General features: G+C 70.4%; 25 protein-coding genes and 1 tRNA gene. 11 read left to right on the top strand and 15 right to left on the bottom strand.

Features of this window, described 5'->3' with window-relative positions; translation table 11 throughout:
• Nucleotides 1–16: 16 nt before the first annotated feature.
• Together ABD716_RS02995 and ABD716_RS03000 are read right to left on the bottom strand one after the other, a co-directional pair.
• Entirely contained in the window at nt 17–2,083 is a 2,067-nt protein-coding gene (locus ABD716_RS02995; protein ID WP_344773653.1) for an aspartate/glutamate racemase family protein, read from the bottom strand.
• 23 nt (nt 2,084–2,106) lie between these two features.
• Complete coding sequence (locus tag ABD716_RS03000) at nt 2,107–3,678, bottom strand: NCS1 family nucleobase:cation symporter-1 (RefSeq protein WP_344773655.1); 1,572 nt, start codon at nt 3,676–3,678, stop codon at nt 2,107–2,109.
• A 192-nt stretch (nt 3,679–3,870) separates the two neighbouring features.
• Here ABD716_RS03000 and ABD716_RS03005 point away from each other — a divergent pair, with 192 nt between their 5' ends.
• The 6 genes from ABD716_RS03005 to ABD716_RS03030 all read left to right on the top strand — a co-directional run bounded on the left by ABD716_RS03005 (nt 3,871) and on the right by ABD716_RS03030 (nt 9,582).
• Nucleotides 3,871–4,467, top strand: a complete 597-nt coding sequence (locus ABD716_RS03005; RefSeq protein ID WP_344773657.1) for a helix-turn-helix domain-containing protein — start codon at nt 3,871–3,873, stop codon at nt 4,465–4,467.
• 249 nt (nt 4,468–4,716) lie between these two features.
• Nucleotides 4,717–4,866 carry a transglutaminase family protein gene (locus ABD716_RS03010; protein ID WP_344773659.1) on the top strand — a complete coding sequence of 50 codons (150 nt, stop codon included), beginning with the start codon at nt 4,717–4,719 and terminating at the stop codon, nt 4,864–4,866.
• Complete coding sequence (locus tag ABD716_RS03015; RefSeq protein ID WP_344773661.1) at nt 4,863–7,373, top strand: circularly permuted type 2 ATP-grasp protein; 2,511 nt, start codon at nt 4,863–4,865, stop codon at nt 7,371–7,373. Before ABD716_RS03010 ends, ABD716_RS03015 begins: the two co-directional genes overlap by 4 nt.
• Before the next feature lie 2 nt (nt 7,374–7,375).
• Nucleotides 7,376–8,254: a transglutaminase family protein gene (locus ABD716_RS03020; RefSeq protein ID WP_344773663.1), complete on the top strand. Its 879-nt coding sequence runs from the start codon at nt 7,376–7,378 to the stop codon at nt 8,252–8,254.
• 10 nt (nt 8,255–8,264) lie between these two features.
• On the top strand, nt 8,265–9,275 hold the full coding sequence (locus ABD716_RS03025) for a zinc-binding metallopeptidase family protein (protein ID WP_344773665.1): 1,011 nt from the start codon (nt 8,265–8,267) through the stop codon (nt 9,273–9,275).
• Nucleotides 9,276–9,279: 4 nt separating this feature from the next.
• Nucleotides 9,280–9,582 carry a hypothetical protein gene (locus tag ABD716_RS03030; RefSeq protein ID WP_344773667.1) on the top strand — a complete coding sequence of 101 codons (303 nt, stop codon included), beginning with the start codon at nt 9,280–9,282 and terminating at the stop codon, nt 9,580–9,582.
• Nucleotides 9,583–9,672: 90 nt separating this feature from the next.
• On the opposite strand, the gene ABD716_RS03035 is transcribed toward ABD716_RS03030, so the two are convergent.
• From ABD716_RS03035 to ABD716_RS03045, 3 genes are all read right to left on the bottom strand, one after another.
• Nucleotides 9,673–10,242, bottom strand: a complete 570-nt coding sequence (locus ABD716_RS03035) for an isochorismatase family protein (protein WP_344773669.1) — start codon at nt 10,240–10,242, stop codon at nt 9,673–9,675.
• 49 nt (nt 10,243–10,291) lie between these two features.
• Nucleotides 10,292–10,729, bottom strand: a complete 438-nt coding sequence (locus tag ABD716_RS03040) for a MarR family winged helix-turn-helix transcriptional regulator (RefSeq protein WP_344773671.1) — start codon at nt 10,727–10,729, stop codon at nt 10,292–10,294.
• Between the two features lie 129 nt (nt 10,730–10,858).
• Nucleotides 10,859–11,077 carry a hypothetical protein gene (locus tag ABD716_RS03045; RefSeq protein ID WP_344773673.1) on the bottom strand — a complete coding sequence of 73 codons (219 nt, stop codon included), beginning with the start codon at nt 11,075–11,077 and terminating at the stop codon, nt 10,859–10,861.
• A 111-nt stretch (nt 11,078–11,188) separates the two neighbouring features.
• Between ABD716_RS03045 and ABD716_RS03050 the strand changes: the two genes are divergently transcribed.
• A complete protein-coding gene (locus ABD716_RS03050) occupies nt 11,189–11,812 on the top strand; it encodes a TetR/AcrR family transcriptional regulator (RefSeq protein ID WP_344773675.1) in 624 nt (207 codons plus the stop codon).
• A gap of 268 nt (nt 11,813–12,080) precedes the next feature.
• Here the strand turns inward: ABD716_RS03050 and ABD716_RS03055 are convergent.
• The 3 genes from ABD716_RS03055 to ABD716_RS03065 all read right to left on the bottom strand — a co-directional run bounded on the left by ABD716_RS03055 (nt 12,081) and on the right by ABD716_RS03065 (nt 14,295).
• Nucleotides 12,081–12,153: transfer RNA gene (locus ABD716_RS03055), tRNA-Thr, on the bottom strand.
• Nucleotides 12,154–12,191: 38 nt separating this feature from the next.
• Complete coding sequence (locus ABD716_RS03060) at nt 12,192–13,175, bottom strand: beta-ketoacyl-ACP synthase 3 (protein ID WP_344773677.1); 984 nt, start codon at nt 13,173–13,175, stop codon at nt 12,192–12,194.
• A gap of 64 nt (nt 13,176–13,239) precedes the next feature.
• Entirely contained in the window at nt 13,240–14,295 is a 1,056-nt protein-coding gene (locus ABD716_RS03065; RefSeq protein WP_344773679.1) for a DsbA family protein, read from the bottom strand.
• Nucleotides 14,296–14,405: 110 nt separating this feature from the next.
• Between ABD716_RS03065 and ABD716_RS03070 the strand changes: the two genes are divergently transcribed.
• The gene (locus tag ABD716_RS03070; protein WP_344773680.1) at nt 14,406–15,497 is read left to right on the top strand and encodes an ABC transporter ATP-binding protein; all 1,092 of its coding nucleotides are present in this window, start codon (nt 14,406–14,408) and stop codon (nt 15,495–15,497) included.
• 90 nt (nt 15,498–15,587) lie between these two features.
• On the top strand, nt 15,588–16,859 hold the full coding sequence (locus ABD716_RS03075; protein ID WP_344773682.1) for a DUF4032 domain-containing protein: 1,272 nt from the start codon (nt 15,588–15,590) through the stop codon (nt 16,857–16,859).
• Between the two features lie 7 nt (nt 16,860–16,866).
• Here ABD716_RS03075 and rlmB read toward each other — a convergent pair whose 3' ends face one another.
• From rlmB to ABD716_RS03095, 4 genes are all read right to left on the bottom strand, one after another.
• Nucleotides 16,867–17,865 carry a 23S rRNA (guanosine(2251)-2'-O)-methyltransferase RlmB gene (gene rlmB / locus ABD716_RS03080; protein WP_344773684.1) on the bottom strand — a complete coding sequence of 333 codons (999 nt, stop codon included), beginning with the start codon at nt 17,863–17,865 and terminating at the stop codon, nt 16,867–16,869.
• 53 nt (nt 17,866–17,918) lie between these two features.
• Entirely contained in the window at nt 17,919–19,337 is a 1,419-nt protein-coding gene (cysS, locus tag ABD716_RS03085) for a cysteine--tRNA ligase (protein ID WP_344773686.1), read from the bottom strand.
• Between the two features lie 30 nt (nt 19,338–19,367).
• On the bottom strand, nt 19,368–20,513 hold the full coding sequence (gene ispD / locus ABD716_RS03090; protein WP_344773744.1) for a 2-C-methyl-D-erythritol 4-phosphate cytidylyltransferase: 1,146 nt from the start codon (nt 20,511–20,513) through the stop codon (nt 19,368–19,370).
• A gap of 85 nt (nt 20,514–20,598) precedes the next feature.
• Nucleotides 20,599–21,081 (bottom strand): CarD family transcriptional regulator, encoded by a 483-nt coding sequence (locus tag ABD716_RS03095; protein ID WP_344773688.1) that lies wholly within the window; start codon nt 21,079–21,081, stop codon nt 20,599–20,601.
• Between the two features lie 212 nt (nt 21,082–21,293).
• Here ABD716_RS03095 and ABD716_RS03100 point away from each other — a divergent pair, with 212 nt between their 5' ends.
• Entirely contained in the window at nt 21,294–21,839 is a 546-nt protein-coding gene (locus tag ABD716_RS03100) for a hypothetical protein (RefSeq protein ID WP_344773690.1), read from the top strand.
• 67 nt (nt 21,840–21,906) lie between these two features.
• Here ABD716_RS03100 and ABD716_RS03105 read toward each other — a convergent pair whose 3' ends face one another.
• A complete protein-coding gene (locus tag ABD716_RS03105; protein ID WP_344773692.1) occupies nt 21,907–22,590 on the bottom strand; it encodes a response regulator in 684 nt (227 codons plus the stop codon).
• Entirely contained in the window at nt 22,587–23,777 is a 1,191-nt protein-coding gene (locus ABD716_RS03110; RefSeq protein WP_344773695.1) for a sensor histidine kinase, read from the bottom strand. The genes ABD716_RS03105 and ABD716_RS03110 overlap by 4 nt, the downstream gene beginning before the upstream one ends.
• A 197-nt stretch (nt 23,778–23,974) precedes the next feature.
• Here ABD716_RS03110 and phoU point away from each other — a divergent pair, with 197 nt between their 5' ends.
• Nucleotides 23,975–24,628, top strand: coding sequence for a phosphate signaling complex protein PhoU (phoU, locus tag ABD716_RS03115; RefSeq protein WP_344773697.1), 654 nt, complete (start codon nt 23,975–23,977; stop codon nt 24,626–24,628).
• Between the two features lie 63 nt (nt 24,629–24,691).
• Here the strand turns inward: phoU and ABD716_RS03120 are convergent, their stop codons facing one another.
• On the bottom strand, nt 24,692–25,444 hold the full coding sequence (locus ABD716_RS03120; protein ID WP_344773699.1) for a phosphoglyceromutase: 753 nt from the start codon (nt 25,442–25,444) through the stop codon (nt 24,692–24,694).
• Nucleotides 25,445–25,475 lie beyond the last annotated feature (31 nt).

Genomic DNA, 25,475 nt, shown 5'->3' on the forward strand with positions numbered 1-25,475 from the left:
TGGATGGCTGGGTGCGTCACGCGGCGTCCTTTCCGTTCAGGGACTCGGCGACGGATGCCGCGAGCTCGATGAGTGCGACGTCGGTGTTCCTCGCCCCGATCAGCGAGAGGCCGACGGGGTCTTCGGCGGTCTCGAGCAGCGGCGCCGAGAGGGCCGGCCGGCCGGAGAGCCCCGCGATGCAGGTGAGGCGCATCGTCGCGGCGCGGATCGCCTCGACCTCGGCCGTCGGCGCGTCGGCGCGCGGCGGTGCCGAGGCCGCCGCAGGAAGCAGCAGCACGCGCCCCTCGGCCCGCTCGTCGAGTCGCGCCCGGAAGACGGCGACGGCGTCGCGGGCCTCGGCGGCCTGCTCTGGCGTGATGCGCGCCGCCGCCTCGAAGCGGGCGGCGATGTCGGCCCCGAGCGCTCCGGGGTGGGCGCGCACCCATTCGCCGTGGCTGAGCCACGCCTCGCGCGCCTGCGTGACGCGGTACAGCTCGGCGGCTTCCGCGAGGTCGCCCGGGTCCACCGCGTCGGTGACCTCGAAGCCGTCGGCGATCATCGCGTCGACCGTGCGGCGGAACTGCCGCTCGAGCTCGTGCGGCAGCTGCACGGACCGCAAGTCGAGCAGTGCGAAGCGGATGTCCCCGGCGTGCTGCGGCGCATTCGCCAGCCCCACGCGGGCGACGGCCGCGAGCGTCTCGGCATCGCGGGCGAGCCAGCCGACGGTGTCGTACGACGGCGCGAGCGGCAGCACTCCGTCGACGGGCACCGCGCCGTGGGTCGTGCGCAGCCCCCAGATGCCCTGGTATGAGGCGGGCACGCGCACCGAGCCGCCCGTGTCGGTGCCGAGTCCGATCGTCGCCTCGCCGAGCGCGACGGCGGCGGCGGGGCCGCTCGACGAGCCGCCGGGCAGCGCACCGGGCACGGCCGCGTTCGGCGCGGCGCCGTAGTGCGCATTGCGGCCGGCGATGGAGTAGGCGAACTCGTCGGTCTGCGCGATGCCGACGACGTCGGCGCCGGCATCGAGCAGCGCGGTCACGGCGGGGGCGGATGCCACGGCCGGCGTCTGCTCGTCGAGATAGGCAGGCACCCCCGCCCCGACGCGCTGGCCGGCCACCTCGAAGAGGTCCTTGACCGCGACGGTCATTCCCGCGAGCGGTCCTGCACCGGTGCCGCGCACGAGGGGGTCGCCGGTCACGCGCCACATCGAGGTGTCCAGAGGGCTTCGAGGAGTGTCCACGCTCCGATCTTCCCGCGATCCGCCGTCGAGTACGCAGTACTCGCGGCCGAAACCGCCGTGATGCACCGAGTACGGCGAACTCGCGGGGCGGGCGTCACCACGCCGCGGACCCGGGGCCGCGGCCGGGGCGAAGCCCGCCAACGCGCCCGAGTACTCCTTGATCGGAGGTGGCGCGTACTCGCTGCGGCGGCTCGTCGACAGCCCGAGCACGACAAGCGACTCGGCGAGGCGGGTCGCGGCCGCGACGCCGTCGACGACGGGAACCCCCAGCGCCGCCGAGACCTCCGTGCAGAAATCCGCCATGCCGGCGCAGCCGAGCACGATGACGTCGCTGCCGTCAGTGTCGAGCGCGCGCCGACAGGCCTCTGCGGTCTCGCGCCGCGCGTCCGAACCGGGCAGGTCGAGCTCGAGAACGGGGATGTCGACGGCATGGATGCCCGCGCAGGCGGCCCGGAAGCCGTAGCGCTCGGCGAGCTCCTCGGCCCTGCCCACCGTGCGGGGCAGGGTCGTGACGATGCTGAAGTGGCGGCCGAGCAGCGTCGCCGTGTGCATTGCGGCCTCGGCGATGCCGACCACCGGCCCCGACGCCACCTCGCGGGCGGCGTCGAGGCCGGGGTCTCCGAAGCACGCGAGCACATATGCGTCGACCCCGTCGGCCTCGCCGCGCGCGATCTCCGCGAGGAGTCCGGGCACGGCGAGCGCCTCGTCGTAGTGGCTCTCGATCGAGGCGGGGCCCATCGTCGGGTTGACCGCCGTCACCGTCGTCCCGGCGGATGCCGCGGCGAGCGCGGCCCGCCCGATGGCGGCGGTCATCGACTCGGTGGTGTTGGGGTTGATGGCGCGCAGGTGCACGGCGTGGGGCATCCGATCTCGAAGGCTGAACGGGACTACTCGGCGACCAGCCCCGCCACGACCGGGATCTCGGCCGACTGCGGCGCCGCGGCGAGGGTCGGGGCGACGATCGGGTTGAGCTTCTCGAGCACCCAGTAGCCGACGAGCCCGACCGCGCAGCCGATGAACCACGAGTAGTCGCCGAGCACGTCGCCCCACGAGGGGATGAGCACGATCGGCAGGCCCACCGCCGCGCCGATCGCCGTGGCGATGATCGCGTTCGGGTTGAAGCCCTTCTTGTAGAAGTACTTGGCCGTCGGGCTCAGAGTGAACAGATCGTCGGTGAAGACCTTGCCCTTGTGCACGAGGTAGAAGTCGGCGAGCAGCACACCGAACAGCGGCCCGATCACGGCGCCCAGCGTGTTCAGCGTGTAGTTGATCGTCGAGGGGCTGTTGTAGAGGTTCCACGGCGTGATCAGCACCGAGCCCACGGCCGCGATCATGCCGCCCATGCGCCAGCTGATGCGCTTCGGCGAGACGTTCGAGAAGTCGAACGCGGGCGAGACGAAGTTGGCGACGATGTTGATGCCGATGGTCGCGACGGTGAAGGTCAGGGCGGCGAGCACGATCGCGAAGGTCGAGTCGATGCTGCCGACCGTCTCGACGGGGTCGGTGATCATCTTGCCGAAGACCGGCACGGTCGCCGCCGTCGTGATGACGGTGAGGATCGAGAAGAACAGGAAGTTGACCGGCAGGCCCCAGAAGTTGCCCCAGTGCACCGAGCGGAAGGTCTTGCCGTAGCGCGAGAAGTCGCCGAAGTTGAGCAGCGGGCCCGAGAAGTACGACACGGTGAGGGCGATGGCGCTGACGAACACCGCGAACTCGTGCCCGCCCGAGAGGTGCAGCGACGGGTTCAGGTTCCAGTCGATGTTCCCGAAGCCGCCCGCGCGCACGAGCAGATAGATCGCGAGCGCGAGCATCACGACGTAGACGGCCGGGCCGGCGAAGTCGATGAAGCGGCGGATGGTGTTCATGCCTGTCCAGAACACGGCGGCCTGAGCGACCCAGAGGATGCCGTAGGTGATCCACCCCAGGCTCGACAGGCCCGCGAAGCCATGCGTGTGGGCGTCCGCGAGCGGAGCGAGCTGGGGCCAGAGCTTGAGCGCCACGACGATCAGCGACGCCGAGGCGAGATAGGTCTGGATGCCGTACCAGGCGACCGCGATCAGGCCGCGGATGATCGCGGGGATGTTCGCGCCGAGCACGCCGAATACCGAGCGGCTGATGACGGGGTAGGGCACACCGGCCTTCTGGCTCGGCCGGGCGATCAGGTTCGCGAGGAAGAACACGATCACGATGCCGATGACGAGCGCGAGCAGCACCTGCCAGGCGGCGAGACCGAGGGCGAAGAAGCTGCCGGCGGTGACGTAGCCGCCGACCGAGTGCACGTCGGACATCCAGAACGCGAAGATGTTGTACCAGGACCAGTTCTGCTTCTTGAGCGGCGCGAGGTCGTCGTTGGCGAGGCGGGCGTCGTAGTCGGGCTTGACGACGCCGGCGCCCTCGGGCAGACCCGCCGCTTCGAGCAGGTCGTGGGGCTTGGTGGGTGGAGCTACTGACTCTGACATGGCGCAGGCCTTTCGGGAGAGTGCGAGCAGGGGCGGGGGTTTCATGTGAAGCGATCACTTCACAAGAGCGGATGCCGCAACGGTACGGCCGCGCCCGGGGTCGCCCGTTTCACCCACGTAAAACGTGTGTAAAGCGGGGGCTTCACACTTTTCCTGCGCGTTTCCGCCATCGAGCGCGGTTATGGTGAGCCGGTGGACAGCCTGGATTCCTCCGCCCGCCTGGGCGCCCGGCTGCGTGAGCTGCGCGAGCAGTCGGGCCGCTCGCTGCGGTCGCTCGCCGCCGAGCTCGAGATCTCGGCGAGCGCCCTGTCGCAGATCGAGCGCGGCACGATGCAGCCCTCCGTGAACCGGCTGCTCGCGATCGTCGCGGCACTCGACGTGCCGCTCTCCGAGGCGTTCGAGGACCGGCCCGTGGCATCCGTCGCCCACGCCCCTCACGACCGCGTCGTCGTCACCCGCGCCTCCGCCCGCCCCGACCCGCTCGAGCTCGGCACCGGCATCGTCTATCGGCGACTGTCGCCGTCGCACATGCAGGGCGTCGACTTCTTCGAGTCGACGTACCCACCGCACAGCTCGGGCGACGAGCAGGCCGTGCTGCACACGCATGAGGGCTACGAGGTCGGGAACGTCACGCAGGGCACGCTGACGATCCGCTTCGCCGACGAGACCGTCGAGCTCGGGCCCGGCGACTCGATCACCTACCCGAGCCGCACCCCGCACCTCATCAGCAACCCGCACGACGAGACCGCGGTCGCCGTCTGGCTGATCGTGCACCCCGAGGCGCGCTGAGCCGCCGCGCTCCCCGCCGCACGGCTGCTGCGCATCCACTGCGGCGCACTTGCACGAGGGAACATTTTCTACGCAGTGTAGAAACTGTTCCCTCATGATAGTGCGGCACGACTACAGCCCTTGAGCCCCGCGAGATGCACACGCGCTCGTCGACGGTGAGATCGCGGGCATCATGTCGTGCGGCTCGAGCGCGCCTGAGCCTGCGGCGTCCGTAACCGCCCTGCAACACGGGGCCGAGAGACTGTGCCCATGTCGATCACGGTCGCCGCTGCGGGCGCCCCCGGTGAGTACGATGCGGGGGTGCGTTACCGCGCCTGGCAGCCCTGGTCTGCGCTGCATCCGTCGATCGCGATGCGCGCGCCGCACCCCCTCGACCTGCGCAGGGTCGTCACCGCGTGAGCGTGCTGCGCGACTACGCCGCGACGCTCACCCAGCCCACCCTGCCCTTCGGGCCCGGGCGGGACGGCGCGGTGCGCTTCGACGAGGTCGTCGACCCTGCTGGTGCCCTGCGGGCGCCGTGGAAGCGCCTGGCCGACGCCGCAGGCGGTCTCACCGCCGATGTGCTGAACCGCGTCGAGGGAGAGATCGCGCGCTTCATCGCCGACGACGGCGTGCACTACGCGAGCGCGGGGGCGAGCGCTCAGCCGTGGCGGCTCGACCCGATGCCGCTCGTCATCGACGCCGCCTCGTGGGCGCGCCTCGAGGTGGGCCTCGCTCAGCGCGCCGAGCTGCTGAACGCGCTGCTCGTCGACCTGTACGGCGAGCGGCGGATGCTGGCGGAGGGCATCATTCCCGCCGCGGCGGTGTTCGGCCACAGCGGGTTCACCCGTGCGGCCGCCATGCCCGGTGCCACCGACCGGCGCCCGCTGATGATCGTCGGCACCGACCTCGGGCGCGATGCGCACGGCGACTGGCACGTCATCGGCGACCGGGTGCAGGCGCCGTCGGGCCTCGGCTACGCGGTCGAGAACCGGCGCGTGATCTCGCGCGTGCTTCCCGAGCTCTACCGCGACGCCGAGCTGCACCGGCTCGAGCCCTACTACGCCGCACTGCGTGAGACGCTGCTCACCGCGGCGCCCGAAGACGTCGAGGACCCGCTCGTCGTGGTGCTGTCGCCCGGCACCCATTCCGAGACGGCCTACGACCAGGCATCCCTCGCCAACCTGCTCGGCTTCCCTCTCGTGCAGGGTGACGACCTGGTCGTGCGCGACGGCTGGGTGTGGATCAAGCCGGCGGGCTGGCCGCACGCGGCGCCCCGTGAGCGCGTCGACGTCATCCTGCGCCGCGTCGACCCCGACTGGTGCGACCCTCTCGAGCTGCGGGGCGACTCTCAGCTCGGCGTCGCCGGGCTCGTCGAGTCGGTGCGGCGGGGCCGGGTGCGGCTCGTCAACGGGCTGGGCGCGGGCGTGCTCGAGAACCCCGCGCTGCAGGCATTCATGCCGGCGGCGTGCGAGGCGCTGCTGGGCGAGCAGCTGCGGCTGCCGGCCGCCCCCGCCTGGTGGCTCGGCGACCCCGAGGCGTACGAGCTCGTCCGAAAGCGGCTGCGCGCGGGTGACGCGACGCTCGAGCTGCGGCACCTCGACGGCACGCGCGCGCCGTTCTCGGGCAGGGCTTCCCGCACCCGCGCCGAGCGCGTGGCCGCCGACCCCCGCGGCTACGTGGCGATCGAGCGACTGCCGCTCTCGCAGGCTCCCGTGTGGCAGGGCCAGGGCGTTGCGACACCGCAGCCGATCGTGCTGCGCACGTTCACGGTCGACTACCACTCGGCCTATCGCCCGCTGTTCGGCGGCGTCGCGACCGTCTCGAGCAGCGCGGGCGCGCGGCTCGCCAGCAAGGACGTCTGGGTCCTCAAGAGCGAGCTGTCGGATGCCGACCAGGGGCTCGCCGCGATCACGCCGCTGCCCTTCGTAGCCACGGTTCCGCTGGCGGCGCCGCGCGCCCTCGACGACATGTTCTGGGCCGGCCGCTATGCCGAGCGCACCGAGGATCTGCTGCGTGTCGTGCTCGAGGCGCACGAACGGCTCACCCCGCCGAGCCCCCTCGAGCCGAGCGCCGCCGGCATCGGCGCGGGCGAGCTGATGCGCGTGCTCGAGCGGCTGTGCGGCCGGTCCTGGGAAGTCCCGGAGGCCGAGTTGCGCTCGCTGCTGCTCGACGCGGCACGCCCGGGCTCCGCGGCGCACTCGCTCGCCCGCATGCGCACCGCTCTCGAGGGGGTCCGCGACCAGCTGTCCGACGACACCTGGCGGCTGTTCGGCACCGCCGAGCGCGCCCTCGGCGCGCTGCGCTCGTCCGACCGCGGCCGGCAGATCGCCGACGCCGGCGAGCAGCTGCTCACGGGGGTCCTCGCCTTCCAGGGCGTCACCGCGAGCATGATGCGGGATTCCGGCTGGCACATGATCGAGGCGGGGCGCTACCTCGAGCGCGCGCTGCAGCTGTGCACCCTGCTCGACGCCGCGGTGGCGGCATCCCCGGCCGCTGAGCTCGACCGCCGGGTTCTCGAGGCGGTGCTCGGCGCCGCCGAGAGCGCGGTCACCTACCGACGCCGCTACCGCGGGCGCGCGCGCAGCGAGGGCGTGCTCGAGCTGCTCCTCGGGGCGCCCGACAACCCGCGTTCCCTCGTCTTCGCGCTCGCGCGGCTGCGCTTCCATCTCGGCGCGCTACCGCTGTCCACCGGCTCGACGCGGCCCGAGCGCCTCGTCGACGAGTTCAGCGCCGCCGTCGCGATCGCCGACGCGTACGAGCTCGCCCAGGCGCGCGACGGCGAGCGCACGGCTCTCGCCGGATTCCTCGGCGAGGCATCCGCGCAGCTCACCCAGATCTCGGACGCGATCGCCGAGCTCCATCTCGCGGGCGGTCCACCGCGGCAGCCGCTCGCCGCCAGATCGTTCGTCGAGGTGATGAGGTGAGCATGAGCTACCGCGTCTCGCACCGCACCGAGTACGCCTATGACGATGTGGTGAGCGACAGCCTCGGCGTCGCGCACCTCGTGCCGCGGCAGCTGCCCTGGCAAGAGGTGCATTCGCACTCCCTGGTCATCGACCCGGTGCCCGGCGACGTCTCGCAGCAGACCGACTACTTCGGCAACGCGCTCAGCTACTTCCACGTCACCTCGGGGCACGAGCAGCTGGTCGTCGAGGCGACGAGCGACGTCACGACGATGACGCCGTGGTACGACCAGGCGGCGCTCGAGGCGCCGTGGGAGTCCGCGCGGCCTTTCGCGGCCCCCGAGACGCCGGGAGCGTGGGCTGCGACCGAGTTCGCACTCGAGTCGCCCGGCGCCAGGCACGTGCTCGCGGCGCACGACTACGCCGCTGCGTCGCTCGCCCCCGGCCGGCCGATCGGCGAGGCCGTCGCCGAGCTCATGTCGCGCATCCACGCGGATTTCGACTACGACCCGACCGCGACGACCGTCACCAGCACCGTCGCCGATACCTTCGCGAAGCGCGCAGGGGTCTGCCAGGACTTCGCACACCTCGCCCTCGCGTGCCTGCGCAGCCACGGGCTCGCGGCGCGCTATGTGAGCGGCTACCTCGCGACCGATCCGCCGCCCGGCAAGCCGCGTGTGGTGGGGGCGGATGCCTCACACGCCTGGCTCGCGGTGTGGGTGCCCGGCTCGGGCGATTGGCTCGCGGTCGACCCCACGAACGACCAGCGCGCGGGCGAGCGCTACGTGACGGTCGCCTGGGGCCGAGACTACGGCGACGTGGCGCCCCTGAAGGGCGTCATCTTCACCGAAGCGACGAAGTCCACGCTGCGCGTCGCGGTCGACGTGGCCCCACAGGGGTAACGACTGCACCATGAGGTCCTTCACGTGCCGCATCTGCGGCAGCCCGCTGTACTTCGAGAACTCGGTCTGCGTCTCGTGCGGCACCGGCCTCGGCTACTCGCGCGCCGAGCGCGACATCGTCCCCGTCGACCCCTCGGGCGTCTACATCGATGCCGCGGGCGACACGTGGCACGTGTGCGCGAACCTCACCCTCTCCGGCTGCACCTGGCTCACGCGCACACTCGGCGGCCTGTGCTTCAACTGCGCGCTCACCCGCACGCGCCCCCGCGACGACGACCGCGCCGGGCTGTCGAACTTCCTGGTCGCCGAGCGCGCCAAGCGACAGCTGATCGTCGAGCTCGATCGGCTCGGCTTCCCCCTCACCGGCAAGAGCGAGACGGATGCCGGCCCCGGCGACCCCGAGACGGGGCTCGCCTTCGACCTGCTGTCGAGCGCCGCCCAGCCCGTGACGACGGGGCACGACTCGGGCGTGGTCACGATCGATCTCGCCGAGGGCGACGACGCCTACCGCGAGCAGATCCGCGACAGGCTCGCCGAGCCGTACCGCACGATGCTCGGCCACTTCCGTCACGAAGTCGGGCACTACTACGAGTGGCTGCTCGTGCGCGGCGAGGAGCGCATGGCTCGCTGCCGCGAGCTCTTCGGCGACGAGAGCGCCGACTATCAAGCCGCGCTCGAGCGGCACTACGCGGAAGGGGCGCCGCCCGAGTGGGGCGACGCGTTCATCTCGGCCTATGCGTCGATGCATCCGTTCGAGGACTTCGCCGAGACCTGGGCGCACTATCTGCACATCTGCGACACCGTCGAGACGGCCGCGGCCTACGGCCTCATCTCAGTGAACCCGATCGATTGGCGGATGCCGTTCCGTCAGCTCGTGACAGACGTGTGGATCCCCCTGTCAACGGCGCTCAACATGATCAACCGCTCCATGGGCAAGGAGGACGTGTACCCCTTCGTGATCGCGCCGCCGGTGCTCGACAAGCTGGACTTCGTCGCGGCGCTGCGCCCCGACGTAGCCTGAGCACATGAACTGGCTCGATCGCTTCTTCCCGAAGGCGCCGAGGTCGACCGGCCCCGCGGTCGGCATCGGCATGCTCGTCGCGGTCGTGAGCGACTCCGATCAGCTCGAACCCCACGACGACGATCCGGTGGGCGTCGTCATCGCGCCCGGCAACAAAGAGATCGCGCCCTACCCCGGCCTGCAGTTGCCGCGCTATTGGACGGTCGCGTTCGAGGAGCCGAGCTACACGGGCGACGGCCGCGGCCCTTTCGAGCAGGCCACGTTCCCCGAGCATCGTCTGCGGGTCCTCGACCCCGACCCGTCCTGACCAGGCAGCACTGGGCCGCGAGCGGTGCGAACCGCACGCCCGAGAGGCTCGGAGCATACGTCTCGCACCGCCCGACGCGGCGCCGCGGAATCAGCGCGCCGCGAGCGACTCCAGCACCTCGGCCGTCGTGCCGAGCTCGCCGAGCTTCGGGAACTGGTGCTCGACCGATGCGTTGTGTGCGGCTTCGCTCGTGTCGGTCATCGCGTCGACCACGAACGCCACGTGGTAGCCGAGCTCGTACGCCGAGCGCGCGGTCGACTCGACGCCCGAGGTGGTCGACACCCCCGTGAGCACGATCTGGGTCGCGCCGACGGCCTTGAGCTTCGCGTCGAGGTCGGTCGACAGGAACGCGCCGAGGGTGGTCTTCGTGACGGTGATATCGCTCGGCTGCTGGTTGAGCTCGGGCAGCAGCACGGTCGCCTCGGCGGGCAGCGACCCACCGGCGGGCCGGCCGGATGCCTTGCTGCGCTCGGTGCGGCCGGGGGCTCCCCCGGCGACGTTCACCAGCACGACCGGCAGGCCCTTGGCGCGGAACGCCTCGGCGAGCTTCGCCGAGTTCGCGACCACGTCATCGAACGGGTGCACCGTCGGGTAGCCGCGCAGGCCGGTCTGCAGGTCGATGACGACGAGGGCGGGGGTCTGCTCGAGTTCAATGCTCATCGGTTCTCCTTCTGGGGTGGGGTGGTGTGCGGCGCGCGGGCCGCGGCCGTCACAGTGCTTCCGCCAGCCGCGCGAGCAGCGGCGCGGCCGCCCGCAGGGTCGCGAGCTCGTTAGCGTCGAAACGCAGGCCCAGCTCGCGGGCGATCGCCGTGGCGCGCGCATCGCGCCGAGCGTCCATGACCTCACGGCCGGCGTCCGTCAGGCGCAGCAGCATGCGGCGCCCGTCGCCCGAGTCCTTCTCGCGCTCGACGAGGCCGCGTGTCTCGAGTGCGGCGATCGTGGCGCCCATCGCCTGCGGGCTGACGCCGGCGAGCCGCGCGAGCGCACCGGCCGTCGTCTCGACAGCGCGCCTGATGTGAAGCAGCGCGCCGATCTCGGACGCGCTCAGCTCACCGACCGCGCGTGCCGTGCGGGCGGCGGCGATGAAGAGGCGGATGCTCTCGAGCAACGAGCCCGCGAGCTCTTCGGTCTCGCGCGCATCGGCCATATTGCTAAGCCTAGGTTGATAAACCTCGCTTTACAAAAATGATCCGCCCCGCTCGACGTCGGCGTTCCCGAATCGCCGACGGAGCGGGGCGGATCTGCACTGAGGGCGCCCAACCCCTTGTCACGTTCCTCAGTGGTTCAGATGCCAGTGGTCGTAGCCCAACCGGCAGTCGCAGCCGACGCGGATCCAGTCGCCCGTGCGCTCGCTCATGAAGATCTCGGCGTGAGGCTCGCGCTGCGGCGAGCGCAGCGCCAGCGGCGAGCGGCGCCGCGGGCCGCGCTTCATGCCCACGCGCTGCAGCAGCGCCTCCCACGCAGTGGGGCTCGGAACGACGATCGCGCCGGCCATGATCCCTCCACCCTTTCGCGCGTTACACGACAACTGTCAGGAAGGGTATCGGACACTTGTCGCGTTGTCTATAGGACAGCTGTCGCTTATCGCGGGCTAGGGTGGTGCATCATGGATGCCCGATCGCGACGCTCGCGGACCGCCCTCGTCGATGCCGTCTACCGCCTGGCGGTCGAGAAGGGCATCGACAACCTGACGGTCACCGACGTCGCGGCCGAGGCAGGGGTCAGCCGAGACACGTTCTACCGGCATTCCGGCGACCCGGTCGCGCTCCTCTGCGGCGCCCTGCAGGACGAGCTGGCCGACTCGGTGTCGTCGTATCTCTCGATGCCGCTCGTCGGCGACAACGACGACAGCGTGTTCCTGCCGCCCGCCGCCGCGGTCATGGAGCACATGCGCAACCACACCGCCATCTACCGGCAGGCTCCCGGCAGCAAGAGCGGTGCACGGCTCACGGCGATCATCGAGGCCGCGGCGCGGCGGGTCATCGAGACGCACCTCGACAACCACCCCGAGATCGTGCCCGAGCAGCTGCAGCCGATGACTGAGATCACACGCCAGATGTCACTGGCATACGCCTCGTCCGGTGCGACGGCCGCGTTCTTCGCATGGATCAACGGCGACGATCTCGGCGACGTGCGGCACTACGCGCAGGTGGTGCTGCTCTCAGGGCCGGAGTGGTGGCTCGGGCTACCCACCCCCGTCGCGAAGCCGCGCTCGCGCGAGGCGGGCTGAGCCGCCGGCCGGTCGGCCGACAACGTGGAGCGCCCCGCACCAACCCGAATGGCGCGGGGCGCTCGAGACGGTGCACCCCCAGCCGGAGCATCCTCTGAGCAGCTGCGCTGCGGCGCCTCCCCTGACGCACTTCGATGTCTTCCGGGCCCCTGGGCCGTCTCAACGAGTTCAAAGGTACGGGCGAGGAATCCGCCGCGCCATCCCGTTGACACCGCGAGGCGCGATCCACTAGGGCGGCTCCAGAACGGCTGGCCGTTGGCATTGAGAGAGCCGGTTAGGGGTCTCGATCCCCTGGCCCCTCGCTTACAAGGCGAGCGCTCTACCAACTGAGCTAAACCGGCATCGGCCCGAGAGCCACTCCCATCTTATGGGAGGGGCTCTACGGCTTCCGGTTCGGCGTCAGCACGACCTGGCTCGCATAGGCGAAGCCGCCGCCGAAGCCGAACAGCAGGGTCGGCGCGTTCGCCGGAATCCGGCCCTCGTGCCACCACTTCGACAGGCCGAGCGGAATCGACGCAGCCGACGTGTTCCCCGACACCTGCACGTCGGTGACGACCGTGCGGTCGGTCAGGCCGAGCTGCTCAGCGAGCGGCTCGATGATGCGCAGGTTGGCCTGGTGGGGCACGAACACCTGGATGTCGTCCATGCTGAGCCCCGCCTCTTCGACCGCGGCACGGGTGATGCCGGATGCCTTCGACATCGCCCAGCGCAGGATCATGCGCCCGTCCTGCGAGAACTTGTTGCCGGTCTCGTCCTCGACGATGACCGCGCGCGACATGGTCGGCTCGGACCCCCACACCGTCGGACCGACGCCGATCTCGGCCTCGGTCGCAGCGGCCTCGAGCACGAAGGCGCCGGCCCCGTCTGCGGTCAGCACGCACGTCGTGCGATCGGTCCAGTCGGTGATCGCCGAGAGCTTCTCGGACCCGATCACGACGGCCCTCTCGACCTGGCCCGCGCGGATCGCGGCATCCGCCAGCGCGATGCCGTGCTCGAACCCCGAGCACGCCGTGTTCACGTCGATGATCACGGGCGAGGTCATCTCGAGCGCCGCGGCGACCCGGCCGGCGACGTTCGGGCTGTGGTCCATCACAGAGGTCGAGGCCACGACGATGAGCTCCACCTGGTCGGGCTCGAGTCCGGCGTCGGCGATCGCGGCGCGGGCGGCGGCAGTCGCCATGTCGGCGACCGACTCGTCCTCGCGGGCGATGTGGCGCTCGATGATGCCGGTTCGGGTGCGGATCCACTCGTCGCTCGTGTCGACCATGGTGGCCAGCTCCGCGTTGGTGAGCACCCGCTCAGGCTGGTAGTGACCGAGTCCAGTGATGCGCGAGCCTGCGACGGCGCGCTGAGCCTTCAGCATGTATGCCATTTTCTCTGTAGACGGATGCCAGGGCGGGAATGTTCCCGGTTCCCGCGCGGCGATCTCAGCCGGCGGGCGGCGACGGCGGGGAGGTGACGATGATCGCGGTCGACGTGGGCGTCGGCGTGGGGGTCGACGTCGCGCCCGGGGTGTCCGTCGGCTGCGGCGTCGCGAAGCGCTCGCCCTGCGCCTGCTGGATGAAGGCGCGGAAGTCCGAGGCATCCGTGACGGACCCGGTGTAGTGCTGCCCGTCGACGAGGACGAGCGGCAGCTGGTCTGCGGTGACCTTCTTCACGTCGGAGTTGGGAAGCGGCCCCGTCGACGCGCGGTCGAGAGCGGCCTGGGCCCAGTTCTCGTAGGTGCGCTCGGTGATGCACGAGCGGATCGACGACATGTGGTCAGCGCCCGCCTGCTTGGCGTAGGAGGCGATGCGGGCGTCGGTCAGCCCCGCGCTCGTCTGCCCCGGCTCGTGCTCGAACATCAGCCGGTTGAAGTCGAAGAAGCTGTCGGGCGAGTAGTTCGCCACGCACGCCGCCGCGTTGGACGCGCGCAGCGAATACTGCGTGCCCTGCGCCGAGCGGTTCGCGTAGAACGGCAGCGGGTGGATCTCGAGCGTTGCCGCCCCGGACTTCACGAGCTTCGCGATCTGCTCGTTGTTGGTGCGCTCGAACTGCCCGCAGTACTGGCAGAGGTAGTCGACATAGGTCGAGATGTTGACCACCTGACCGGTGGTGTCCAGCGGCCGCGCCGTCGGCTTCGCGTCGACCGCGCGCGCCGGCGACCGCTCAGCCTTGAGGCCGGCGCCGATGAACACGCCGTCGCTCGCCATGTTCGCCGGGCCGCGATGCGGCGGGCGGATCGAGGTGACCAGCACGACGGTCACGATCGCGACCACTGCGACGATCGCGACGACGATGCCCGTGCGCACCAGGACCCGGTTGCGACGGTCCTTCCTGCGCTGCTTTCCGCGCAGTTCGCGTGCCTTCTGCCGCGCGATGCCACGCGCGTCGGTCGGCGTGCGATCTGCGCCCGGCGAGCCGTCTGTCATATGCCTCTTCCCACGGATGCGAGCGGAGCCGCTCGCGTCGAATGCCTGGTCGATGCTAGCCGAGCCATCCATGGCGTAGCATGAGAGCGCTGTCAGCGTCGTCAGGCGATTGGCGGCATAGACAACATCCATTCACTACGGATCGTCCGGCACGTACCTGCCGGTGAAGGAGACATAACGCCATGTCAACTGTCACGTACGACAACGCGTCCCGCATCTACCCGGGTTCGAACATCGCGGCTGTCGACGCTCTGAACCTCGACGTCGCAGACGGCGAGTTCCTGGTCCTGGTCGGCCCCTCGGGTTCCGGCAAGTCGACCGCCCTCCGCATGCTGGCCGGCCTGGAAGAGGTCAACAGCGGAAACATCTTCATCGGCGAGCGCAACGTCACCGACGTCCCGCCGAAGGACCGTGACATCGCCATGGTGTTCCAGAACTACGCGCTCTACCCGCACATGACCGTGGCCGAGAACATGGGCTTCGCGCTCCGCATCGCGGGCGTCGCGAAGGAGGAGCGCAACCAGCGCGTCCGCGAGGCAGCGAAGATGCTCGACCTCGAGCCCTACCTCGACCGCAAGCCGAAGGCGCTCTCTGGTGGCCAGCGTCAGCGCGTCGCCATGGGCCGCGCGATCGTCCGCAGCCCCCAGGTGTTCCTCATGGACGAGCCGCTGTCGAACCTCGACGCCAAGCTCCGCGTCCAGACCCGCACCCAGATCGCGTCGCTGACCCGCCGTCTCGGCGTCACGACGGTCTACGTCACCCACGACCAGACCGAGGCCCTGACCATGGGCGACCGCATCGCGGTCCTCAAGGACGGCGTGCTGCAGCAGGTCGGCACCCCGCGCGAGCTCTACGCAGACCCGAAGAACGTCTTCGTCGCCGGCTTCATCGGCAGCCCCGCGATGAACCTGTTCGCCGCCGACGTCACCGAGGGCGGCGTCAAGTTCGGCTCGGCCGTCGTGCCCGTCGACCGCGCCACGCTCGGCTCGGCCACGCAGGTCACCATCGGCGTGCGCCCCGAGGACGTCGTCGTGAGCCTCAGCGAGTCCAGCGGCCTGCGCGTCGAGGTCGACCTCGTCGAGGAGCTCGGCGCCGACGGCTACCTGTACGGCCACACCGAGGTCTCGGGCAAGCGCGTCGACATCGTCAGCCGCGTCGACGGCCGCGTTCACCCGAACGCCGGCGACGTCGTCTACATCACGCCGAAGACCGGCCACGTGCACATCTTCGACGTCGAGTCGGGCGAGCGTCTCGGCGGCGCCGTCACCGACTGAGCGCGAACGGATGCTTGGAGGCCGCGGTTCCCTTCAGGGGGCCGCGGCCTTCGGCATCCCCCGCACTGATCCATCGACCTAGGGAATCTCGTGGCCTCCTCCATCGACATCACGGCCGCCACGGCCGAACCGGCGCTGCTCGACCTGCCGTGGAACACGCCGCTCGACGAGTGGCCGTCCGACTACATCGCGCAGCTGCCGAAGGGAATCAGCCGGCACCTCGTGCGCTTCGCGAACCTCGGCGGCTACGTGGTGGCCGTCAAAGAGACGACGGGTGAGATGGCGCGGCGCGAATACGAGCTGCTGCGCACCCTGCAGCGCCTCGACATCCCCTCTGTCGAGCCGGTCGCGACGATCACGGGCCGCGTCGACGAGCACGGTCAGGAGCTGCCGCCCGTGCTGGTCACCCGCCACCTCAAGTTCTCACTGCCGTACCGCGCCCTGTTCTCGCAGACGCTGCGCCCCGACACCGCCAAGCGCCTCGTCGACGCGCTCGCGGTGCTGCTCGTGCGCCTGCACATCACGGGCTTCTACTGGGGCGACGTGTCGCTCTCGAACACGCTGTTCCGCCGCGATGCGGGCGCCTTCGCCGCGTATCTGGTGGATGCCGAGACCGGCCAGCTGCACGAGCACGGCCTCTCGAACGGCCAGCGCGAGAACGACCTCGAGATCGCGCGGGTCAACATCGCCGGCGAGCTGATGGACATCGAGGCAGGCGGCCGCGCCGACGCCGAGCTCGACCCGGTCGACATCGCGAACGGCATCATCTCGACGTACCGCGAGCTGTGGAACCAGCTGACCGGCGCCGAGACCTTCGACGCGTCGGAGCGCTGGCGCATCAACCAGCGCGTAGAGCGCCTCAACGACCTCGGCTTCGACATCGGCGAGCTCACGATCAAGACGGAGGCCGCCGGCACGAAGGTTCTGATCCAGCCCAAGGTCGTCGACGCCGGCCACCACCAGCGCCGGCTGCTGCGCCTCACGGGACTTGACACAGGCGAGAACCAGGCGCGCCGCCTGCTCAACGACCTCGACTCCTATGCCGCGAGCTACGGCCGCCCCGGCGCCGACGAGGAGGCCGTGGCGCACGAGTGGCTGACCCGGGTCTTCGAACCGGTCGTCGCCGCGATCCCCGCCGAGCTGCGCGGCAAGCTCGAGCCCGCCGAGGTCTTCCACCAGCTGCTCGATCACCGCTGGTTCATCTCGCAGGAGCAGGGGCGCGACATCCCCCTCGCCGAAGCCCTCTCGAGCTACATCGACAATGTGCTGCGACATCGCCGCGACGAGGCGACGGTCTTCGCGCCGACGACCGAGGCGCTCACGCTCGGCCTGCCGACCGGCGTGATCTCGTTCGACCAGTAGCGGCGCGTCACGCCTTCTTCTGCGCGCGCACCTTCGCGATCTCGTAGAGGGCGACGGAGGCCGCCACCGACGCGTTCAGCGACTCGATGCCGCTGATCGGAATCGACACGATCGCGTCGCAGGTCTCGGTGACGATGCGCGAGAGGCCCTTGCCCTCTGAGCCCGCGACGACGACGACGGGCTGATCTGCGAGGTCGAGGTCGTAGAGCTCGGTATCGCCGCCAGCCGCGAGGCCGATGACGAAGACGCCCGCTTTCTTGAACTCCTTGAGCGTGCTCGTGAGGTTCGGCGCCATCGCGACCGGCGTGCGCGCGAGCGCGCCGGCCGACGTCTTCCACGCCGCCGAGTTCACGCCGGCAGAGCGCCGCTGCGGCACGATGACGCCCTGGCCGCCGAACGCCGCGGTCGAGCGGATGACCGCTCCGAGGTTCCGCGGGTCGGTGACCCCGTCGAGCGCGACGAACAGCGGCTTCTGGCCCTTGCGGATCGTCAGGTCGAGCAGCTCGGCCGGGTGCGCGTACTCGTACGGCGGCACCTTGAGCGCGAGGCCCTGGTGCACCGCGTCGCGACCGGCCATGCGGTCGAGCTCGGGGCGCATCACCTCGAGCACGGGAATGCCGCGGTGCGCGGCGGTCGCCAGCGCCTCCTTCATGCGGTCGTCCATCTCGGCACGGGCCGCGATGTAGAGCGCGGTGGCCGGGATGCCCGCCCGCAGCGCCTCGACGACGGAGTTGCGCCCCGTGACCAGCTCGGTGTCATCGCTCTTCGCACGGCGCTGCGCGGCGCCGCCGCCGGTGTTCGAGCGGGTGCCCTGCGCGCCCTGCCGCTTCTGGGCGGCGCGCTCTGCCAGCATCTTCTTGCGGTAGGCGGGGTGGTACTCGCGGTCCTCGGCCTTCGGCGTCGGCCCCTTGCCTTCGAGCGACTTGCGGCCACGGCCGCCGGAGCCGACGCCCGTCGAGCCCTTCTTCACCTTGCGGACTGCGCCCGCGCGAGGCTTACCAGCCATTCCGTCCCACCTTCACCTTGCGGACTGCGCCCGCGCGAGGCTTACCAGCCATGTCAGTCTCCTTCGATCGACCAGTGTGCACCGGTCTGGGTGTCTTCGATCGTGATGCCGGCGGCGACGAGCTCGTCGCGGATCCGGTCGGCGACCGTGAAGTCCTTCGCTGCCCGCGCCGTCTGGCGGTCGTCGAGCAGACGCGTCACGAGCGCGTCGAGCGCCGCCCGTGCCGCCGTGTCGCGCGTCGTGTTCCACTCGGGCGCCAGCGGGTCGATACCCAGCACGCGCGTCATCGCCACGACCTTTCCGCGCGCGGATGCCGCGGTCTGCAGGTCCTCGGAGTCGAGGGCCGTGTTCCCCTCGCGCACGGTGTCGTGCAGCACGGCGAGAGCCTGCGGAACCGAGAGGTCGTCGTCCATCGCGGCCGCGAACTCGTCGGGGATCACCGGCAGCTCGGCCGAGGTGAACCGCGTGCCCTCGAGGCGGCGCGCACTGCGCGAGAGGAATCCCTCGATCCGCTCCATGGCCGCGGCGGCTTCGGCGAGCGAGCGGTCGGTGTAGTCGATGATCGAGCGGTAGTGCGCCTGCCCCAGGGCGTAGCGCACGACGATCGGGGGCGCCGATGCCAGCAGCTCGGCCGCGTAGAGCGAGTTGCCGAGCGACTTCGACATCTTCTGCCCATTGATGTGCACGAGGCCGTTGTGCACCCAGTAGCGCGCGAAGCCGTCGCCCGCGGCCGCCGACTGGGCGAGCTCGTTCTCGTGGTGCGGGAAGCGCAGGTCGAGGCCGCCGCCATGGATGTCGAACTCGGGGCCGAGGTAGCGCGACGACATCGCGGAGCACTCGATGTGCCACCCCGGCCGCCCCGGGCCCCACGGGCTGCTCCAGGTCGCCGAGGCGGGCTCGCTGTCCTTGCGCCCCTTCCAGAGCGCGAAGTCGCGCGGGTCGCGCTTGCCGCGCGGGTCCGCGTCGGCGGCATCCTGCATGTCGTTGACGGACTGGTGGCTGAGCGCCCCATAGTCGGCCCAGCTGCGCACGTCGAAGTACACGTCGCCCGAGCCGTCGCCGGCGGCATACGCGTGCCCGCTGTCGATCAGTCGCTGGATGAGCTCGTGCATCTGCGGCACATTCGCGGTCGCGCGCGGCTCGTACGTCGGCGGCAGCACGCCGATCGCGCGGTACGCGGCCGTGAACTCGAGCTCGACGCGGTAGGCGAGCGCCCACCAGTGCTCGGACTCCGACGCGTTCGCGAGCACCTTGTCGTCGATGTCTGTCACGTTGCGCACGAGCGTCACGTCGAAGCCGCGATAGCTCAGCCAGCGACGCAGGATGTCGTAGACGAGCGCGCTGCGCACGTGCCCGATGTGCGGCGACGACTGCACTGTCGGGCCGCAGACATAGAGGCCGACCTTCCCCTCGACCAGCGGCTCGAAGTCGCGCAGGGCCTGGGCCCGGGTGTCGTAGAGGCGAATGGTCACGCTCAAAGCTTACGGAAAGCGAGCTGGGCGTTACCGCGCGATGAGCGCGGTCGCGATCGCGGCGACGCCCTCGCCGCGGCCCGTGAAGCCGAGACCATCGGTGGTGGTCGCCGTGATGGCCACCGGAGCGCCGAGCAGACCGGAAACACGGGCCTCGGCCTCTGCCTTGCGCGGGGCGAAGCGGGGCCGGTTGCCGATGAGCTGCACGGAGACGTTCTCGATGCGCCAGCCGGCGTGCTCGACGAGCCTGCGCGCCTCGGCGAGGAACACCTCGCCGTGGGCGCCCGCGAAGCGCGGGTCGCTCGTGCCGAACACCGTGCCGATGTCGCCCACCCCGGCCGCCGCCAGCAGCGCGTCGACGATCGCGTGCGCCACCGGGTCGCCGTCGCTGTGCCCCGCGAGGCCGCGCTCGCCTGGCCACTCGAGGCATGCGAGCCAGAGCGGGGCATCCGCCTGCGCGAAGGCGTGCGTGTCGGTGCCGACGCCGATGCGCGTGGCGGAGGCCGGCCGCAGCAACTCCTCTGCGCGGCGCAGATCCCACAGGGTCGTGACCTTGAAGGCGAGCGGGTCGCCCTCCACGACGGCGACCGGGTGCCCGGCATCCGCCATCAGCTGGGCATCATCAGTCACGTCCCGCGCGGCCGACGCGTAGGCCGCGATCAGCTCGGCCGCGGGGAAGCCCTGCGGCGTCTGCACCGCCGACAGCTCGGAGCGATCGACCGTCTCGACGATCGCGCCGCCGTCGGCCGTGCGCTTGATGGTGTCGCTCACCGGCAGCCCGGGGATCGCCCCGGCACCGCTTGCCGCCACGGCGTCGACCACCCGGTCGAACAGCGCGGACGGCGTGAGCGCACGGGCCGCGTCGTGGACCAGGACGATGTCGGCATCGCCGACGAGCGCGAGGCCGGCCGCGACGGATGCCTGCCGCGTCGCGCCGCCCGCGACGACCTCCCCGCGCCCGATCACCCGGCTGAGCATGCCGCGGGCGTCATCGACCAGCTCGGCCGGGGCGACGACGATCACGTGGGGCTCGTCGCGCATGCCGGCGACGGAATGCAGCGCGTGCTCGAGGATCGTGCTGCCGGCGAGCGGAACGAACGCCTTGGGGGCTCCGGCCGCGAGGCGGGTGCCGCTCCCCGCGGCGACGACGATGACGGCGACCTTCACGACTCCCAGTGTGCCGCACACAGCGAAGCGCCCCGCCTGTCTGCTGAACAGTCGGGGCGCTTCGGCGCGTCGAACGACGCAGAGAAGATCGGGCTCAGGAAGCCAGGACCTCGTCGAGCACGGTGGATGCCTGCTCCTCGTCGGTCTTCTCGGCGAGGGCCAGCTCAGAGATGAGGATCTGACGCGCCTTCGCCAGCATCCGCTTCTCACCGGCCGACAGGCCGCGGTCCTGATCGCGCCGCCACAGGTCGCGAACGACCTCGGAGACCTTGATCACATCGCCGGAGGCGAGCTTCTCGAGGTTCGCCTTGTAGCGGCGGCTCCAGTTGGTGGGCTCTTCCGTGAAGGGCGCGCGCAGAACCTCGAACACCTTGTCGAGACCCTCTTTGCCGATCACGTCACGAACGCCGACGAGGTCGACGTTCTCAGCGGGAACCTCGATGGTCAGGTCGCCCTGGGTGACGTTCAGCTTGAGGTAGATCTTCTCTTCGCCTTTGATGATCCGTTTCTTGACCTCGGTGATCGTTGCTGCACCGTGGTGGGGGTAAACGACGGTCTCGCCAACCTCGAAAAGCATAGATAGTAGTCCCTTCAGCGCCTTCCAGATTATCACAGCGCGACACGCCGAAGCTGGGCGCGGCCGCCCCCGTCGCCCGCGCCGTGACTGGTCGTCCGGGCCGCCTCGGCGCCCGGATCCGCCCCTGGGCATACGCTAAACTCGAACAGCATCCGAGGGCGCACCAGGCCGCAAACCGGCCCGCCCGATGCGCCCACACACGGAGGTTCTTGGTGAAGGTGCGTTTCGCAGCATCCGTCGTCCTCGCCGCCGGCGTCGTCATCGGAACGGCCGGCTGCAACCTGCTCGCCCCGCAGGAGACGACCCGCATCACGCAGAGCACCTCCTTCGGTGTCGAGGGCACGGTCGGCGACGTGCACATCCGCAACGCGTACCTCGTCGCCCAGGGCCAGCAGGTCGCGCTGATCGCCACCTTCGTCAACAAGGGCGACTCTGGGCAGACCATGACGATCCAGCCGAAGGCCAACGCCGACGACACGAAGAGCCTCCACGTCAGCCAGGACGAGCTGACCATCCTCGGCCCCGAGCAGACGCTGCAGTGGAACGACCTGACCGTCTCGAAGGGCTCGCTCGTGCCGGTGTTCTTCACCTACGGCGACAAGACGGGCGTGACGCTCAACCTGCCGGTGCTGACGGGCGACTTCAAGGTCAACTCGACGCTGACGCCGACCCCGGTTCCGACGGAGACCTCGACGCCCGCCGGCACCTCGGTTCCGACCGACACGGCGACGCCGAACCCGACGACCACCGCCGGCTGATCGCGGCACGATTCATGACGAGGGGCGGATGCTGCGGCATCCGCCCCTCGTCATGTCCGCGCCCGCGCTATTCGCTCTCGAAGCGATAGCCGAGCCCGCGCACGGTGACGAGCATGCGCGGCTCGGACGGATTCGGCTCGATGCGACTGCGGATGCGCTTGATATGCACGTCGAGCGTCTTCGTGTCGCCGAAGTAGTCGCTTCCCCAGACGCGGTCGATGAGCTGGCCGCGCGTGAGCACCCGGCCCGCGTTGCGCAGCAGGAGCTCGAGCAGCTCGAACTCTTTGAGCGGCATCGGTGTGTCGACGCCCTTCACGGCGACCGTGTGCCGATCGACGTCCATGCGCACATCGCCGACCTCGAGCACGCCGTCGTCGACGAGCTCGGGCTCGACGCGGCGCCGCAGCACGGCGCGGATGCGGGCGAGCAGCTCGCGACTCGAATACGGCTTGGTGACGTAGTCGTCGGCGCCGAGCTCGAGCCCGACGACGATATCGACTTCGGAGTCCTTCGCGGTGAGCATGATGATCGGCACGTTGGAGTGGGCGCGCACCTCACGGCAGACCTCGGTCCCGGGCATCCCCGGAAGCATCAGGTCGAGCAGGATGAGGTCGGCTCCGTCGCGCTCGAACGCGCTGAGCGCGTCCGGGCCGGTCTCGGCGATGTCGACCTCGTAGCCCTCGCGGCGCAGCAGGAAGGCGAGCGGGGCCGAGAGCGACGGCTCGTCCTCGACGAGCAGCAGGCGGGTCACTGGTTCTGTTCTCCTTGAGGTGAGGCGGCCGAGCTGGCCGTCGCCCGCAGCGCGGACCCCGGCTCGTCGGCCTCGGGGAGGCGGATCGTGAAGGTCGAGCCCATACCGGGCTGCGACCACACGCGCACGTCTCCCCCGTGATTCTGCACAGCGTGCTTGACGATGGAAAGGCCGAGCCCGGTGCCGCCCGTCGTGCGGCTGCGCGCCTGGTCGACGCGGAAGAAGCGCTCGAAGATGCGCTCCTGGTCGGCCTCGGGGATGCCCTCGCCCTGGTCTGTGACCGCGATCTCGACGACGCCGTCGGCCGCGCGGGCGCCGACGCCGACGCGCGAGCCGTCCGGCGAGTAGCGGATGGCGTTGGAGATGAGGTTGTCGACGGCGGTGATGAGCAGCTTCGCGTCGCCGTAGACGCTCGCGCCGGTGGGCGCCCCGACCACCAGCTCGATCGCGTGGGCGTCGGCGCCGACCCGGTTCTGGTCGACCGCGGCGGCGATGATGTGGTCGATCTCGACCCGCTCGGCGTTCGCGACCGCGTCGACCGCCTGCAGCCGGGAGAGCTCGATGATGTCCTGGGTGAGGCGGGCGATGCGCAAGGACTCGGCGTTCAGGCGGTCTGCGAACATGCGCACCTGCTCGGGGTCGTCGGCCGCGGTGTGCAGCGCTTCGGACAGCAGGCCGATCGCCCCGATGGGCGTCTTGAGCTCATGGCTGATGTTGGCCACGAAGTCGCGGCGCACCGCCTCGAGCCTGTAGCCCTCTGTGCGATCCTCGACGAGCAGCAGGACGAACCGGCTGCCGAGCAGCGACGCGCGCACGTGCACTCGGATGCCCGCGTCTTTGAAGCGCCCGCGCTGCAGATCGACCTCCTCGTCGATGAGCGTGCCCGTGCGGCGCACGCGCTCCGCGAAGTCGATGAGCTCGGGGTAGGTCAGGCGTGCGTTGGAGACGAGCGCAAGGGCGAAGGCCTTCGCGGTCGCCTTGACGACGTTGAGGGATGCGTCGACGACGATGCCCGCCGAATCCATCGCGTCGAGGATCTGGTCGACGCCGTCTGGGACGGTATTGCTACTCACTTGGACGGCCTGTCGGCTGCGGCTGATGGACAAGAACAGAATGACGACGAACCCGCCGCCGATGACGATTCCCGAGAGCAGCGCCACCAGCACCAACCAGCTGGAGTAGTGCATGGAGCCAAGCGTATATAGGCCGCACGCGCCCGGATCGCCGCGGCGGCCGTCTGGCCGGGGTGGGCGGCGGGTACTTTAGAGATTGTTCAGGAACCAGGAACCGCTCGTTCACCAGTCCCCGTGAAGATGGCAACGTTGCGGCCGCCCCGGCGGCGACCGTCATGTGCTCACGAAGATCACAAGGAAGCACGAACCCGATGCGCGCAGTCTTTCAGCAGGAACTCGCCGATGTGCAGGATCGCCTCGTCGAGATCGCGGAACTCGTCCTCGACTCGATCCGCGATGCCACCACGGCGTTCAACGCCGCCGACGTGGCGCTCGCCGACAAGGTGATCGCGGCCGACCCCAACATCGACGAGCTCGCGGTCGAGCTCGACGAGCTGGCGATCGAGATCCTCTACCGGCAGAGCCCCGTCGCCCGCGATCTGCGCATCGTCGTGAGCGCGCTGCGCATGAGCGCCTCACTCGAGCGCATGGGCGACCTCGCCCGGCACATCGCGCAGCTCGCGCGCCGCCGCTTCCCCGAGCACGTCGCCCCCGACTCGCTGCGCGACACCTTCACCCAGATGACCGCCCACGACATCCACATCGCCGAGCTGCTCGCCCAGCTGCTGCGCACCCAGGACGTCGAGCTGGCCGAGCAGCTCATCCAGGGCGACGACGCGGTCGACGCGCTTCACGCCGGTGTCTTCGCGACCGTGCTCAGCCCCGAGTGGAAGGGCGAGGCCGAGCAGACCGTCGATGTGACCCTCGCGTCTCGCTTCCTCGAGCGCTTCGGCGACCACGCGGCGTCGATCGCGAAGAAGGTGCAGTACCTGGCGACCGGCGACTGGGTGCCTGAGGAAGCCTGAGCAGACGCGGCAGACGTACGAAGAAGGGGCCCCGAGCGGGGCCCCTTCTTCGTACGTCGCCTGCTACTTCTTGCCCTGGGCTGCGACGGCCGCGGCGCCGGCCGCGGCGGCCTCGGGGTCGAGGTACTCGCCCGGGCCGAGCGGCATGAAGTCGGCGCCGAGCTTGTAGACGAGCGGGATGCCCGTGGGGATGTTGAGCGCCGCGATGTCTGCGTCGCTGATGCCGTCGAGGTGCTTCACGAGCGCCCGCAGGGAGTTGCCGTGCGCGGTGACGAGCACGGTCTTCCCCTCGGCGAGCGAGGCCGTGATGTCGCTGTGCCAGTACGGCAGGAAGCGGTCGATGACGTTCGAGAGGGCCTCGGTGCGCGGGATCTCGCCGTCGATGCCCGCGTAGCGGGGGTCGCCGACCTGCGAGTACTGGTCGTCGTCGGCGAGCGGGGGCGGCGGCACGTCGAAGCTGCGGCGCCAGATCATGAACTGCTCCTCGCCGAACGCCTCGAGCGTCTGCGCCTTGTCCTTGCCCTGCAGGGCGCCGTAGTGGCGCTCGTTGAGACGCCAGCTGCGCTTCACGGGGATCCAGAGCAGATCGGCCACGTCGAGTGCGTGATTCGCGGTCTGGATCGCGCGGGACAGGAGCGAGGTGTAGAGGATGTCGGGGGCGAGCCCGGCCTGCTTGAGCAGCTCGCCGGCGTGCCGCGCCTCGGCGACTCCCTGCTCGGTGAGCCGCACGTCGACCCAGCCGGTGAACTGGTTCGTGGCGTTCCATTCGCTCTGGCCGTGGCGCAGGAGGATGAGGGTGTAGGGGGCGTCGCTCATGCCCCCAGCCTATCGGCGGCGCCCCGCCGGG

The organism is Gryllotalpicola kribbensis, from assembly GCF_039538245.1.
Lineage (GTDB): Bacteria > Actinomycetota > Actinomycetes > Actinomycetales > Microbacteriaceae > Gryllotalpicola > Gryllotalpicola kribbensis.